This is a genomic window from Hyphomonas sp. (genome assembly GCF_022844445.1).
Taxonomy (GTDB): domain Bacteria; phylum Pseudomonadota; class Alphaproteobacteria; order Caulobacterales; family Hyphomonadaceae; genus Hyphomonas.
On record NZ_JALHLS010000004.1, the window covers coordinates 105,774 to 120,186 of the forward strand.

At 61.9% G+C, this 14,413-nt stretch carries 8 protein-coding genes; 1 reads left to right on the top strand and 7 read right to left on the bottom strand.

Annotation, left to right across the window (positions count from 1 at the left end):
* Positions 1 to 25: 25 nt before the first annotated feature.
* From Q0C17_RS06375 to Q0C17_RS06390, 4 genes are all read right to left on the bottom strand, one after another.
* Positions 26 to 1,099 (bottom strand): GGDEF domain-containing protein, encoded by a 1,074-nt coding sequence (locus Q0C17_RS06375; protein ID WP_291203059.1) that lies wholly within the window; start codon positions 1,097 to 1,099, stop codon positions 26 to 28.
* A 268-nt stretch (positions 1,100 to 1,367) separates the two neighbouring features.
* On the bottom strand, positions 1,368 to 2,267 hold the full coding sequence (locus Q0C17_RS06380; RefSeq protein ID WP_291203062.1) for a transglutaminase family protein: 900 nt from the start codon (positions 2,265 to 2,267) through the stop codon (positions 1,368 to 1,370).
* Between the two features lie 6 nt (positions 2,268 to 2,273).
* Positions 2,274 to 4,664, bottom strand: a complete 2,391-nt coding sequence (locus tag Q0C17_RS06385; protein WP_291203065.1) for a circularly permuted type 2 ATP-grasp protein — start codon at positions 4,662 to 4,664, stop codon at positions 2,274 to 2,276.
* A 3-nt stretch (positions 4,665 to 4,667) separates the two neighbouring features.
* Complete coding sequence (locus tag Q0C17_RS06390) at positions 4,668 to 8,006, bottom strand: DUF2126 domain-containing protein (protein WP_291203068.1); 3,339 nt, start codon at positions 8,004 to 8,006, stop codon at positions 4,668 to 4,670.
* Positions 8,007 to 8,531: 525 nt separating this feature from the next.
* On the opposite strand from Q0C17_RS06390, the gene Q0C17_RS06395 reads away from it, so the two are divergent.
* Positions 8,532 to 10,442 (top strand): acetyl-CoA hydrolase/transferase C-terminal domain-containing protein, encoded by a 1,911-nt coding sequence (locus Q0C17_RS06395; RefSeq protein ID WP_291203070.1) that lies wholly within the window; start codon positions 8,532 to 8,534, stop codon positions 10,440 to 10,442.
* Here the strand turns inward: Q0C17_RS06395 and pabB are convergent.
* From pabB to Q0C17_RS06410, 3 genes are all read right to left on the bottom strand, one after another.
* A complete protein-coding gene (gene pabB / locus Q0C17_RS06400; RefSeq protein WP_291203072.1) occupies positions 10,439 to 12,580 on the bottom strand; it encodes an aminodeoxychorismate synthase component I in 2,142 nt (713 codons plus the stop codon). The genes Q0C17_RS06395 and pabB overlap by 4 nt on opposite strands.
* Before the next feature lie 137 nt (positions 12,581 to 12,717).
* Complete coding sequence (locus tag Q0C17_RS06405) at positions 12,718 to 12,981, bottom strand: hypothetical protein (RefSeq protein ID WP_291203074.1); 264 nt, start codon at positions 12,979 to 12,981, stop codon at positions 12,718 to 12,720.
* Between the two features lie 157 nt (positions 12,982 to 13,138).
* Positions 13,139 to 14,389: a glycoside hydrolase family 130 protein gene (locus Q0C17_RS06410; RefSeq protein WP_291203077.1), complete on the bottom strand. Its 1,251-nt coding sequence runs from the start codon at positions 14,387 to 14,389 to the stop codon at positions 13,139 to 13,141.
* Positions 14,390 to 14,413: the final 24 nt, after the last annotated feature.

Below are 14,413 nucleotides of genomic sequence, written 5' to 3' on the forward strand. Positions count from 1 at the left end.
AAATGATTGTCCTTATACGGACATATCAGGCGATACCCTTGGCTTTTACCAGATTTCGGCCTGAACGCTTCGCGTCCTCGAGGTAGGAGCTGGCCTGCGCAATAAGTTCGCGCGCCGACATGCCTGGTTCGTAGCGAGCAATGCCGAAGGAAGCGGTGGCGCCGGAGACTGGCGCGCCGCTGTCGGGACGGGCATGTGCAGCTGCCTTGAACGCGTGCTTGATCTTCACGAGCAGATTGTAAGACGACATCAGGTCGCGGTCGTGCAGGATCATCGCGAAGCTTTCGCCGCCATGGCGAGCGACCATGTCCCGCTCATTGAGGCTGGCGGATGAGAGCGCGGCAAAGCCTTTCAGTACAGCGTCACCGGCGGGCGAACCGAGTGTCGAAAGCAGTTCCTTGAAACTGTCGATCTCGGCAAGGACGAGGCAGAACCCTTCATTGGTCTTGCCCGCCCAGCTGACCGCTTCGTCGAGGCGTTGATCGAAGGTGCGGCGATTGGGTATCGCGGTCAGCGTATCACGCATGGCCTGCGCCTGCGCTTCTTCAAGCTGTTCGTTGAGCGTCGTGATGAGACTTTGCGATTTTGAGAGGCCTTGATTGAGTTCCCGGGTGAGGCTGGCCATCCGCCGGTTCTCTTCGAGTAGACCTTCGACGACGCTGGCAAGCCCATCTTCCGCGATGGCTTGAGGCGCTTTCTCGGCAAACGTGTCGAGGGAACTCGTGAATTCGTCGCTTTGCTTGAGGCTTTTCTCGATGATCTCGAGGACTGTTCCGATCTCGTTACCGATAGCCTGACCGATACCCTGCGTCGCAAAGGTGCCGGCGTCTTCGGCGAGATACTCCTGATAGAGGGAATCGATGTCGTAGGGGCTGAGCTGATCTTTCAGGCGCAGGAGGTCGTTCACTTCTGCGACGAGTTCTTCGTCAGAGCCGGTAGTGTAGGCAAAAAGGACGGCGTAGGCGTTCGGGAACGGAGCCGTGTGGTACTTGTCCATCAGATTGAAGACGCGGATTGCCGCCTGGCAAACCTCGCGGAAGCTTCGCTGCGCCGAATAGCCGGGCGTTGCGACAGGTCTCTGGGGAGGCGGGGCTAACATAGGTCGAACCTGATCTGCACGCCAAGGGGCGCAAGTTGCGCATACGGTTGCAAGATAAGGTTTTATTGACGTTAACGGAGCGTTCCCGGCGCGATTGGCCGCCCCCTCATCCCTTTGGACCATCCGAAACCTGCAGCAGTTACTGCGGCGGCGGACTGGACGGTATATCAGGAGATGGCACGAAACTTTTGGCAGCCGACGGCCAATATTCTCCCGGGAGTAGTGCCATTGGCATGTTTTCGTTGCCGACCCCGGCCTGCGCCGCGACTCACGGTGCCGATGAGCCGGCGGAATCGGCTTCCACCAGATCGACAGACTGTGAGCTCTGCTGACCGCCAGCCAGCCTAAGGACGCCTTTAGCGGGCGAAACATCCGAATAGTCGCGCCCGTAGGCGACCACGATATGCTGATCGCCGACTTCGATGGCATTGGTGGGATCGAATTCGATCCAGCCGATATTAGCGCCGCACCAGGCGCGCACCCAGGCGTGCATGGCATCGGCGCCCGCGAGGCGTTCCTTTCCCGGCGGCGGAATCGTCCGCAGCACTCCGCTGACATAGCCCGCCGGGATCCCGACCCCGCGCAGGCAGGCGATCATGATGTGGCTGAAATCCTGGCAGACGCCGCCGCGGGCCGCGAAGGCCGCTTCGTGGGGCGTGTCCACATCGGTGGCGTTCACGTCATAGGTCATTTCGGTGTGGAGCGCTTCACCGATGCGCCGGACGGCTTCAACGACGCCGGCGCTTTCAGGAAGGACACCGAGCGCAAAGCCGGTAGTCTCCTGCCCCGGCCGCACGAGCCGCGAGCGCGCCCTGAAATGATGGGGCGAGTCCGGACCAAGATCTCGGTGGAGGCGGATGGCATCTTCGAGAGTTTCGATGCGCGGATCCGGCAGCGCCAACGGGGCGGACGCCTGCCGTTCGATCCTTGCACGGACGGATATCTCAAACCGGGAATGCTCTCCGCGAAGGAATACGTCCTGCGCTTCGTTGCCGAAGGAATCCCTGAACGCGCTTCGCTCGGCCGGGCGCGGCGAAATCTCGAGACTGGAAACGATGGTGCGCTGGCGTCCCGGAAGATCGCGCGGCGTCACCCGAATAACGTGACGGCTGGAGCCCGCCATGGCGGCATACTTGTAGGCAATCTTCAGGCGCAGATCGTACAGCATGGGTGCCTAGCTGAGGTAGGTTGCGGTAAGCTGGTCGGACAAGCTCGCCAGTTCGCGGCTGATGCTGAGGAGCGTTGCGGCATCAAGCGTCTGCGGCGTCTGGACGGCTACGGCCGTATGGATCTTCATGAAGGCGCGCATCAGGGGCGAGGCCATGCCATCGTGCGCCGCATTCGGCATGGCTTCCAGGTGGAGCTTCAACTGATCGAGCTGATGCAGGAGCGACCGGGGATTACGCCGATCGAGACAGAGCAGCGCGGTGACCGTGTCGCAGGACATGTCGAAACCGAAGCGGTGATGGTGCGCGAGCTTGCTGTCGGCGCAGTCGAGCGCGGCCTCCATCGCACCGGGCGGTGCGGAAGGTTCAACGAGACTGGCGACAAGCGAACAGGTCGAAAGCGCGCCTTCGAGCGCCTTGCCGGCTGAAAGGAAGCGCCAGCCAGAGCTGCGATACATGTATTCCCGCACGAGGCCGGAGAAGCCGATAGTCTGGCGTAGGATGTCGCCCATGTGGAGTGCGAGCGATACGCCGGCAGGGCGCGGCGCAATCATCTCGCTGAGCGCGGCGATCGCCACGAGGGCGTCGGGCGCCAGACGGTCGCGCAGGTGGCGTGAGCAGCGGGCGGCTGATCGCACGGATTGCGCAATCGCAGTGGGCGGGTTTTCGTCCGGCTCGACACCTAGGAAGCGCAGGTAGCCGGTCAGGTGTTCGAGGAGAGGCGGATTCGAACTGCGCAGCTCGGTCGTGCGGATGTCGAACACGCGGGTGAGACGGGTGAGGAACTCGGCGCGCTGGATGTAGCGGCCGAGCCAATAGAGGTTTTCGGCTGCGCGGCTGGGAAGCTCGGTTTCATCCCCGGCGATCTCGCGGGCATCGCCCAGGCCGGTCATGCGCTCCGGGACGATAGGCTGCTCCGATACGACCCAGACGTCCGCGCACGAACCACCGGCGTGCATGCTGAGACCGGTCACATCATTCGACCGCCCGATACGGGCATAGCCACCGGGCATCGCGGTCCAGCCATCGGCATGGCGCGCAAGGAACACACGCAGCGTCATGGGGCGCGGGCGCAAGGCACCGTCAACATAGGCGGGGCTTGTAGACAGCGTAATGGCTTCCTGGCCAACGAGATAGCCCGCTTCGGTATCGAGCAGCCCTTGCAGTGTCTGCACTGCCTGCGTGCGCAGCTTGCCGCCGATGGCGGAGGTGTCCTCCCGGTCAAACGGAAGGCGTGTCGACAGAGCTGGAGAGATCATCATGGCGTCAAGATGATCGCGCACATGCGCGCGCTCCTTCGACTGTCCGCACCACCAGGTCGCGATGTTCGAGAGACGCAATGGCTCGCCGGTCATGAGCCTGCAGATGCGGGGCAGAAACGCCATCAGTGCACGGATTTCGACCGCGCCGCTGCCGATGGCGTTGACCATGGTAACGCCTTGCTGCCGCATGGCGCCGACGAGGCCGGGCGTGCCGATCTGCGAGGCTTCGTCGAGCTCCAGCGGATCGGCAAAGGCGGAGTCGATGCGGCGCCAGAGAACATCAACCGGGCGAAGGCCGCTGATCGTGCGCACCATCGGGCGCCCCTTTTCCACTACAAGGTCTTCACCTTCGAGCAGGGCGAGACCGAGATAGCGAGCGGTGTAGGCGTGTTCGAAGTAGGTGTCGGCATGCGAGCCCGGGCTGAGGATGGCCGGCACGGTCGCGTCGGCGCCGCGCAGGGACAGAAGATGATCCCGGAAGGAGCGGAAGAACCCTTCGAGCCGCTTGACGTTGGAAGACTGAAAATAGTCAGAGAACATGCGTGTCGTCGCAACACGGTTCTCGAGGGCGAAGCCGGCACCGGAGGGGGCCTGCGTGCGATCGTTCAGCACCCACCATTTGCCGTTTGGAGACCGGCCGAGTTCAAACGAGAGGAAGTGCAGAAAGTGACCCGTCCTCGGCTGGACGCCGATCATCGGACGGATCCATTCCGGATTCTGCGCGAGCAGCATCGGCGGCAGCGAGCCCTCGGCCACGAGGCGGTTAGGTCCGTAGATATCGCGCATCACGAGTTCGAGGAGGTCGGCACGCTGCACTAGGCCGGCTTCGATTTCGGCCCATTCCCTCTCAGAGATCAGAACCGGCACGTGGCTTAGGGGCCAGGGCCGCTCCCGCGATGTGCCGCCGTCCACATGGCGGAAATAGACCCCGGAATCGGCTAGGTGCTGATCACCCAGCGCAAAGCGTGCGGCGATCTCGTCCGGCGACAGGCGGGAGAACAGATCAATGAACGCACGCCAGACCGGACGGATCTGTCCGTTTGGATCGATCAGCTCATCAGGGATGCCGGGCAGCGGCCTATAGGACGCGAGCGCCGCTTCGATGGCCGGTGGCAGGTTGGGCATCATCTGCGGCATGAACTACAATCCTGGCGCCCTCCTGAGATCGAGTGTGAGGGGGTAATACGCGTTGGGTGGCTCCACCGGGGGCGAATACCGGCCCGGAGTATGCCCGTTCGCGGCAAACCTCGCTAGTCGGCGCGCTTCGGCCTCGTTGGCATTTACCGGGAAGGTTTCGTAGTTGCGCCCGCCCGGATGGGCGACATGGTAGACCGCCCCGCCGAGCCCGCGGCCACTCCACGTGTCGTAGATGTCGAAGGTCAGGGGCACGTTGACCGGGAGGACGGGGTGGAGCGACTCGGCGGGCTTCCAGGCTTTGTACCGGACGCCGGCGACAGCTTCGCCCGCCTGCCCTGCCGGAACCAGAGGAACGCTGCGGCCGTTGCAGGCGACGGTGTAGCGCCCCGGCGCCGGCGACTTGAGTTTCACCTGCAGGCGCTCCACGGAACTGTCGGCGTAGCGCACGGTGCCGCCAATGCCCCCCATTTCGCCGAGCACGTGCCAAGGCTCCATTGCCTGCCGGATTTCCAGCGTTGCGTCCTCGTAGGTGACCTCGCCGCAGAAGGGGAATCGGAACTCGGCCTGAGCTTCGAACCAGGCAGGGTTTATCTTTATTCCGTGTGCCGACAGATCACCGAGAACCTCAAGGAAATCCTGCCAGACGAAATGCGGCAGCATGAACCGGTCATGCAGGCTGGTGCCCCAGCGGACGAAACCGCCATCGGCGGGCGCATCCCAGAACCGAGCGATCAAAGCACGCATCAGCAATTGCTGGGCGAGGCTCATCCTGGCATCCGGCGGCATCTCGAAGGCGCGGAATTCGACAAGGCCCAGGCGGCCGGTGGGACCATCGGGCGAATAGAGCTTGTCGATGCAGATTTCGGACCGGTGGGTATTGCCGGTCACGTCGATGAGGGAGTTTCTCAGCAGCCGGTCGATAAGCCAGGGTGCCACCTCTCCGCCACCCGGCTTCGGGATTTGTGCGAGGGCAATCTCGAGTTCGTACATTGTGTCATGGCGCGCCTCATCGATGCGCGGCGCCTGACTGGTAGGGCCGATGAACAGGCCGGAGAACAAGTAGGATAGGCTGGGGTGGCGCTGCCAGTGCAGGATCAGGCTTTTCAAGAGGTCCGGCCGGCGCAGGAACGGACTGTCCAGTGTCGTCGCGCCGCCGACAACGACATGGTTGCCACCACCGGTGCCGGCGTGTCGCCCATCGATCATGAACTTGTCAGTGCCGAGCCGGGTATGGCGCGCCTCTTCATAGAGAACGGTGGTATTGTTGACGCACTCTTCCCAGCTGGCGGCTGGATGGATGTTCACCTCAATCACCCCCGGATCGGGCGCGACGCGGATGACATTCAGCCGCGGATCAGGCGGCGGCGCGTAACCTTCGATGTGGACCGGCAATCCCATATCGGCGGCGGCGGCTTCGGCGGCGGCAACGAGTTCGAGATAATCTTCCACTGACTCCACCGGCGGCATGAACACGCAAAGCCTGCCACCGCGCGGCTCGACACTGATCGCGGTACGGACGATACCGGCTTCAGTGTCGAGATACTGTTCGACAACTTCCTGCCCGGCTTCAGCAGTGATCATGCTTGCAGTCGGAAGGGCGCGCGATTGCGGCGCTTCTCCGGCGACTTGCGCAAGCGTGACGTCCGGAAGCGGACCGCGCGGCGCGCTGGGATCGGTGATGTTGATATAAGGATACAGCGCCGGCGGGGCCCAGGGAAGCGAAGACAGTGGCAGGCGGAAGCCGACCGGGCTGTCGCCGGGCACGAGGAAGAGCTTGCCGCGCCGAAGCTTCCACTTCTCGGACCGCCAGCGCGCGCCTGATGCTTGAGACTGCCAGCGCTGAACCGGGAGCACAAAGCCGGACGGCTTGGTCAGTCCGCGCTCGAACACGGCCGCAATACGGGCACGCTCCTCGGGGTCTTCCAGTTTCGAATTGTCGGGCGTGACGTTGTCGGGAAGCCGCGCTTCCTTCAGCAGCCATTCCCCCGGATCTTCGTAAGCAGGCGCGACCATCTCGCCGCCGACGCCCAGAAGATCGGCGACCTTCGTCAGGAAGGATTCTGCTTCCGGAGGACCGGCGTGCGTATCGGCGCTTTCGGAGGCGATCAGATCGGCATTCTTCCAGATCGGTTTGCCGTCACGGCGCCAGTAGAGTGAAAACGTCCAGCGCGGCAGGCTTTCGCCCGGATACCATTTTCCCTGGCCGTAATGCAGAAAGCCGCTGGGCGCGAAACGCTCCCGCAGCCGCCGGATCAGTTTGTCGGCAAGATCGCGCTTGGTCGGGCCAGTCGCCGCCGTATTCCATTCGGCGGCCTCGAAATCGTCGATGGACACGAACGTCGGCTCACCGCCCATCGTGAGACGAACATCTCCGGCCGTCAGGCGCTGGTCGATCTGATGACCAAGGCTTACGATATCTGCCCAAGCTTCATCAGAGAACGGCCTGGTGATGCGCGGATGCTCGGCCAGGCGTTCGACCTTCATCTCGAACGCAAAGTCCACGCGAGGATTGCCGGCGACAGTTCCTGAAATCGGTGCCGCGTTACGATAGTGCGGCGTAGCGGCGAGGGGAATGTGGCTTTCGCCGGTCAGCAGGCCGGAGGTCGGATCAAGACCGATCCAGCCGGCACCCGGAAGATAGGCCTCGGCCCAGGCATGCAGGTCCGTGAAGTCATGATCCGTACCGGGAGGGCCATCAAGGGAGACCAGGTCCGGCTTTAGCTGGATCAGGTACCCCGACACGAAACGCGCCGCAATGCCCAGATGGCGCAGGATCTGGACCAGAAGCCAGGTTGAGTCCCGGCAGGAGCCGCGCATGAGGCGGAGCGTTTCTTCCGTAGACTGGACGCCGGGCTCCATGCGGATCACATAGGCGATCTGGCTTTGCAGCTGTGCGTTCAGCGCGACCAGCATGTCGACCGTGTTGCGCGGTTCGCGCGAGAAGCCAGCCAGCCAGTCCTTCAGCAGCTTGCCAGGCTTTTCCGGCTTCAGGTAAACTGCGAGGTCATCGGCGATCTCTTGAGGATAAGAGAAGGGCCAGGTTTCCGCAGTTTCTTCCACAAAGAAGTCGAACGGATTGTAGACGGTCATGTCGGCGACGAGATCAACCTCGATCTTCAACTCGCGCACCGGCTTCGGGAACACGAACCGGGCGAGCCAATTGCCGTAAGGATCCTGCTGGAAGTTCACGAAATGCTCGGCAGGAGACACCTTGAGCGAATGGGAGACTACACGCGTGCGCGAATGCGGGGCCGGGCGCAGGCGGATGACCTGCGGCCCGAGGGACACAGGCTGGTCGTATAGGTAGTGCGTCAGGTGCCTGACGCCCGCAATGATCGTCATTCTGCCCGCGCCCTGTTGCCCGCTCCCGAATTACCTAGGTTGCTTCTGCGGGTCCGGTCGCCGCACGCGCCCGAATTGACGTCGGGAAGAGGCCGGGCGGCCAGAACTTGGGCAGTTGCCGCCGCGTGTGATGATGTAATCGGCACCTGCCCACCATTCCTCTGTTTTGAAAGCGAGACAATCAAAACAATGGAGTCTTCCGATTTCTGGGTTTGCACGATCTCCCCTGACGTCAAAGCCGGGCGTGGTTCATGGATGGCTCCTGGTCGAGATCGCCGCGAGGCTCCGCGATTGCGGCCATCCGGCCTCTGAACAGGCACCAATGCTGCTGGTTTGAGGGACCAATGGCCCGGACCTGGCAAGTCAGCGTGAGCAAGCGGATAGCTCCCGACCTGCCCGGCCCGTTCTATATGCAGATCGTCCGGGCCACGCTCTCCTGACGGCCCTCAACCCAGCCTTTGCAACGCCTCCACCGTTTCTTTAAACAAAGGGGGCGGCCAGCTGGCCGGGATTCGCGAGGCGGGAATGAGCGGACACGACCAAGGGCCCGACAGCCTTGCCCCTCAAGCCTATGCGTCGGCAGACGCCTGCGCCGCAGCCGTCATTGACCGCGTGGGCAAGGACATCCGCCTGGCCTTGCCGCTTGGCCTCGGCAAGGCCAACCGGCTGGCCAATGCCCTTTACGAACACGCCAAGGCGGATCGTTCAATCCGGCTGACGATCTTTACAGCGCTCTCGCTTGTCCCTCCTAACCTGCCAGAAGGCCTGGCGGCGCGTTTCGGCGGGCCGGTGATTGCGCGGCTGTTCGGAAACTATCCGGACCTTGCCTATGCCGTCGACCGCGCCAGCGGCAGGCTTCCCGAAAACGTCGAAGTCGAAGAGTTTTTCCTGGCCACCGGCACCTTGCTTGGCAACGAATACGCCCAGCAACACTTCAGCAGCGTCAACTATACACACGCGATGCGCCGCATCGTCTCCGGCAAGGTGAATGTCATCGGGCAGATGATTGCACAGCGCGGTGATCGCTTCAGCCTGGCGTGCAATACCGATATCAGCCTCGACCTGATTCCGTTGATGCGGGAAAGGTCCGGCCGCAACAGCTTCATCGTTGTCGGCGAGGTCAACGACCGGCTTCCCTTCATGCCCAACGATGCCGACGTGCCTGCGGGCGCATTCGACATGCTCCTTGATGCAGGCGGATATGACCTCGCGGGCCTGCCCGCCCCGCGCGTTGACCTTGCCAGCCATGCAATAGGCCTCCGGGCGGCGCGGCTGGTAAAAGACGGTGGCACCTTGCAGATCGGCATCGGATCGCTCGGTGACGGCGCCGCACAATCCTTGCGCCTGCGCCATGAAGCGCCTGACGCTTTCAATACGGCGCTCAACGCCTTGCCGGGTCCGGCCGGCCCGATTGATGAAGGTGGCGCCGCGCCGTTCGTGAGCGGACTTTACGGCTGCACGGAGATGTTCACGCAAGGCATGTTTGAACTCCTGCGCAGCGGCGTCTTTACCCGGCGCCCGCGCGAAGGCAGCCGCGTGACCATTGATGGCGGCTTCTTCCTTGGACCTCAATCCTTCTATGAAGGCCTGCGAGGCGCGCCTGAGGCGCTGCTAGCTAAGGTCAATATGACGAGCGTGAACGACGTGAACGCTCTCTACGGAAACGAGATCGCGCGGCGCCGGGAACGTGTTGACGCTCGGTTCATCAACATTGCGATGAAAGCGACATGTCTTGGTGCGATCACATCGGATGCGCTAGAGGATGGCCGCGTGGTCAGCGGCGTCGGCGGCCAGTACAATTTCGTCGCACAAGCGCACGAACTCGAGAACGCTCGTTCGATCATCCTGCTCAAAGCGGTGCGCGAAAGCGGCGGCAAGGCAGAATCCAACATCGTCTGGTCCTATGGCCACACGACCGTGCCGCGTCATCTTCGCGATATCGTCATCACGGAATATGGCGTCGCCGATCTTAGAGGCCAGACAGACGAAGAATGTGTGCGCCGAATGCTGGCCATAACCGATGCACGTTTCCAGGAAGGACTGGTTCAGAAAGCCATTTCCGCCCGGAAGCTGCCGCGTGACTTTGTGGCGCCTGCCGCATGGCGAGACAATACACCAGAAGCCATCTCAAGGGCCCTTGCACCGCACCGGCCTGTCTTGCCGGACTACCCATTCGGGACGGAACTGACCGAAATCGAACAGCAACTCGGCGCAGCCCTGGATGATCTGAAAGCGCAGACAGCGGGCCGATGGCCACGCCTAGCTTTCATGTTGGCTGCGATCAGTGCACCGCCTCAATCTGCGCCGGGCTTATACGATTCCCACCTAAAGCGATTATCCCTCAACTCACCTGAGACCCTGAAGGAATGGATGTGGCAACGCCTGATCATTCAGAGCCTGAAGAGAACGCGCGGCCGGGATGCAGCGCGAGTTTAGAGAACGGGCGGACTGATCGTGACCGCGTGACCATCCAGTGTCTGGACGGGGCGCATCCCCCAGAGACTGTTCACACCGAAGAGGCTTGCGCCTCGCTCTCGCAGGTCCTGCGCCATCAATGGCCGCACCTGAGCGTCCATACCGGCAGCGGCGAGCCGATCCAGAACCAGCCCACGCATGTACCCTTCCCGCACGCCTTCAGACGCAGGCGGTGTGACCCAATGGCCCGCAGCCGTCCGTAGAAAGATGTTTCCCATGGCAAGGCATGCCGGGCGGCCGGCAAGGTTCAACAGGAGCGCTTCATCCGCGCCCATTTGCACCGCCGCGCGGCGGGCAGCGAGGTTATCGCCGTAACTGGTAGATTTTATCCTTGAGAGCGGGGACGTCTCGTTCCGGCGAATGGAGGATGTGACAATCCGCAAGGGCGGATAGGGCCGGTGCTCGGCAAGCGCACTGAGGCTCAGTACCGTCACGGCCGCAGCAGCAGACGCATCTGCGCCTCGGCCGCCAGCGCCGCGGCTGAGCGTAATCCGCACGGCTGCCTCGCCCGCGACGCTCTGCGCCAGCTTGTTCAGATCTCGTTCCAATTCCAGATCGCCGGGGAAACCCTCGATACCCAGCACACCCGCTGACTGCCGCAGAAGCGCGAGATGCTCCCGCATCCCTTCAATCTTTCCACCTGAAACGCGCAGCGTTTCAAAGCAGCCATCGCCAAGCAGGAACGCCCGGTCGCGTACAGAAACCGAATTTCCCGAACCGCGATCTTTGCCAACATACAAAATGTCTACGGAGCTGCTGAAAGACGTCTCTGTCAGTGCACGTATCATCGCAGATGCCTTGTCCAAAGTTTCCTGCCTTTCAAGCGCGGGCACAGAGTCGGCGACGATCCCGCCGCCAGCACGGAAATGCCCGGTCCATCTCCCGTCGCCCGCGTCTTCTAGCGCCGCGGTTCGGATAAGAATCGAGGAATCCATCCAGCCGTCCGGTGTTATCCAGACAAGCGACCCGCAATAGGGACCCCGCGCATCATCCTCCAGCTCAGATATGATCTGCATGGAACGGATCTTTGGCGCGCCCGTCACAGAGCCGCCAGGAAAGGCTGCCTCCAAAAGGGTCACCGCGTCGTGCTCGCTCCGAAGTTCGGCAACGACCGTCGAGACCAGGTGGTGAACGTTGGCATAGCTTTCGACGGTGAAAAGGGCTGGCACCTCAACAGACCCTGGACGCGATACCCGGGAGAGGTCGTTTCGCATCAGATCAACGATCATCAGGTTCTCGGCGCGGTCTTTCTCCGATGAGACAAGATCTACCGCCAGCTGAACATCTTCCGCTGGGCTTGTTCCGCGAGGCCGCGTGCCCTTGATAGGCCGCGTTGTCACCTGGTATCGACCGGACACACCGGCCCGCACCTCCAGGAACTGCTCCGGGGAATTTGACACCAGTGCCAGATCCGGAAGCCTGAAATAGGCGGAATATGGCGCCGCGCTGGCGCGCGTAAGTTCAAAGAACAGGTCGAAAGGATGCGCGTCCGCCGCCAGTTCAAAGTCGAACCGTTGCGAAAGATTGACCTGGAAGCAGTCTCCCGCACGCACATAGGCAACGGCCTTTGCGATCCTGTCATCGTACTCAGCGGCTGACAGTCTAGCAGCGGGTGGATCGGTGCTCAGCGGCAGTTTCGCCCGGACAGGCAGCAGTTCGCCAAGCCTGTCGATCAGGCTTTCTGCTCGTCCGCCGATCCAGTCCCAATGTTCAGCAGTCCGCTTCTCATGATCAAACACAACAAACGCGTCATAGAAGCCGAGAGCGATGTCAGGCCATTTCTCCCGTTGAGGGGCATCACCAAGATGAGGCAAGAGGGCGCGCCCGGACTCATAAGAGAGCAGACCGGCCCATCCTCCGCAAAAGGGGGGCGCGTCTTTCGGCCGCTTGAACTCACGCAGCCTTTCAGAATTGCGAAGGCGGCCCGTCCAGTCCGTCTCAGTCGCCCTACCGCTGCGCAGGATCTCCGTCGGTCCGGCGCAGATATAGCTCCAGCGCGAACCTGGCCCGTGGAGCAACAGCGCAAAGGCCTCATCTTTCAGCGGCGCGAACGCCGCCACCGGATCGCGCCATGAAATTTGCGTCCGTGTCAGCGGCATGAAAAGTTCTATTCCAAAGCAAGTTTATCCCGAACATCGAAAGAGGGCGCAGGCGGCATTCGTCAACTCCTTATATGACAATTCGTAAACTGAAACGTCGCCAGGCCCGGTCTGGCAGCCCTGCAAGTCGGTCGCTTTCAGCGTCCGGCGCCGGTCGTGCGCCCCGGCGCTTTGAGGATCAGCCAGCGATATACCCCGAGGAGGTTAATTACAGCCAGGACGCTGTTCTGGATGATGAGGGGCTGGTCATACCCGGAGAACGCAAAAGCGATCCAGATGAGAGACGACAGGAGAAGCACCGCAAAGCCATACCCGGTCACGCGCCGACTGACGTTTGCCGACACCATGATTGCCGCAATGATTCCGCAGCTCATTGCCACATAGCCGAGGATGTCCTTCACGTCTGCGACAGGCAGCGCAAGCCTCGAGACGTGTAGGCATGGGGTAATGAGCCTCGCGTCTTGTCCTGTCTGTGGGATCGACTGAATCGATACGTCTGACGAGGCTGCGGGCTCCCTGACACGGCACATCCCGGCACCCATCGCCGAAGAAGCCAGTTTAAGCCGCCTGAATGTTCCGGATCAGGTCATCTATCGACAACCATCCAAACGTGACGCTGCTATCCGATACCGCATACGGAATGAATAACCGCCGTCCAAGCGCCAGCGCGCCGCAAGTATAAACGACATTCGGGACATAGCCGTTCCGTGTATCATCTACGGGGCTGATAATCGGCTGCGCCGTGCGGCCGAGCACCATGGTCGGATCGTCCTTGTCCAGCAACATCGCCCCTATGGCGTACTGGCGAACCGCACCGACACCATGTGTCAGCAGCAGCCAACCTTCCTCGATCTCGATCGGCGAGCCGCAGTTGCCGATCTGCACCAGCTCCCAGGGCTCGACGGGCGAAGCAATGAGCGTGCCTTCTTCCCAGAGATCGATTTCCGGCGAGGTCAGGAAATAGAGGCTTTCATTGTCCTGCCGGCCAATCATGGCGTACTGGCCATGAATCTTGCGCGGAAACAATGCCATGCCCTTGTTGCGGGCAGCCGGCCCGCGCAATGGTCGAAGCTTGAACGACCGGAAATCGGCGGTCTCCAGCATCTGCGACGAGATCTCCTGACCCGAGTAAGCGGTGAAGGTGCCATAATACATGGCCTTGGCGCTGGGAGCGGTAAACTGTGTCATGCGTAAGTCTTCGAGACCGTTGCGCTGAGCAGGCGTCGCCGGAAAGAGGACCGTCGCCGAAAGCGGCGTGTCCTCGGACACGGTCATCAGAACGGTTTCTCCATCCACTACCGCCTTTGCGGCGATCGAGGAGTTGGGGATGTCACTAAGCTGTATCTCTGTACCCGGACCAAGCTCTGCTTCGCGAAACGCAATCGAAGATATATGTCCTTCGCCGACAGTCCGAAGAGACAACACAATGCGCGTATGACCGCGCTTGACGCCCTTCTGGTCGGGATGCACCACGACGCTCGGATTCATGACGGCTGCTGCGGCGTAGGCATATTCAAGGCTAAAGTATGCGCCGATCAGTTGCCGCCGAGCGGGAGACACGGCTTCGTTGAGCCGGAGCAATGCCATAATGGATTCACAGCGCGCCTCGAAGAAGGCGCGGGTTTCTGTGTGCCGCTCTGCGAAATCTTCGAGCACGAAGGCCAGCTCCATCGCCACCGACCGCTCCGGCATATCGAGCACCGCCCCGACGATGCGTTTCGCACGCGACAGCTGCACCGGATTTGAATCGCGCGGCTCTACTGCAATTTCGAAAGGACGGATGACGACCTTTGACGCGTCCGCCGTCAAGAGCAGGTCGCAATGGGTGATCGA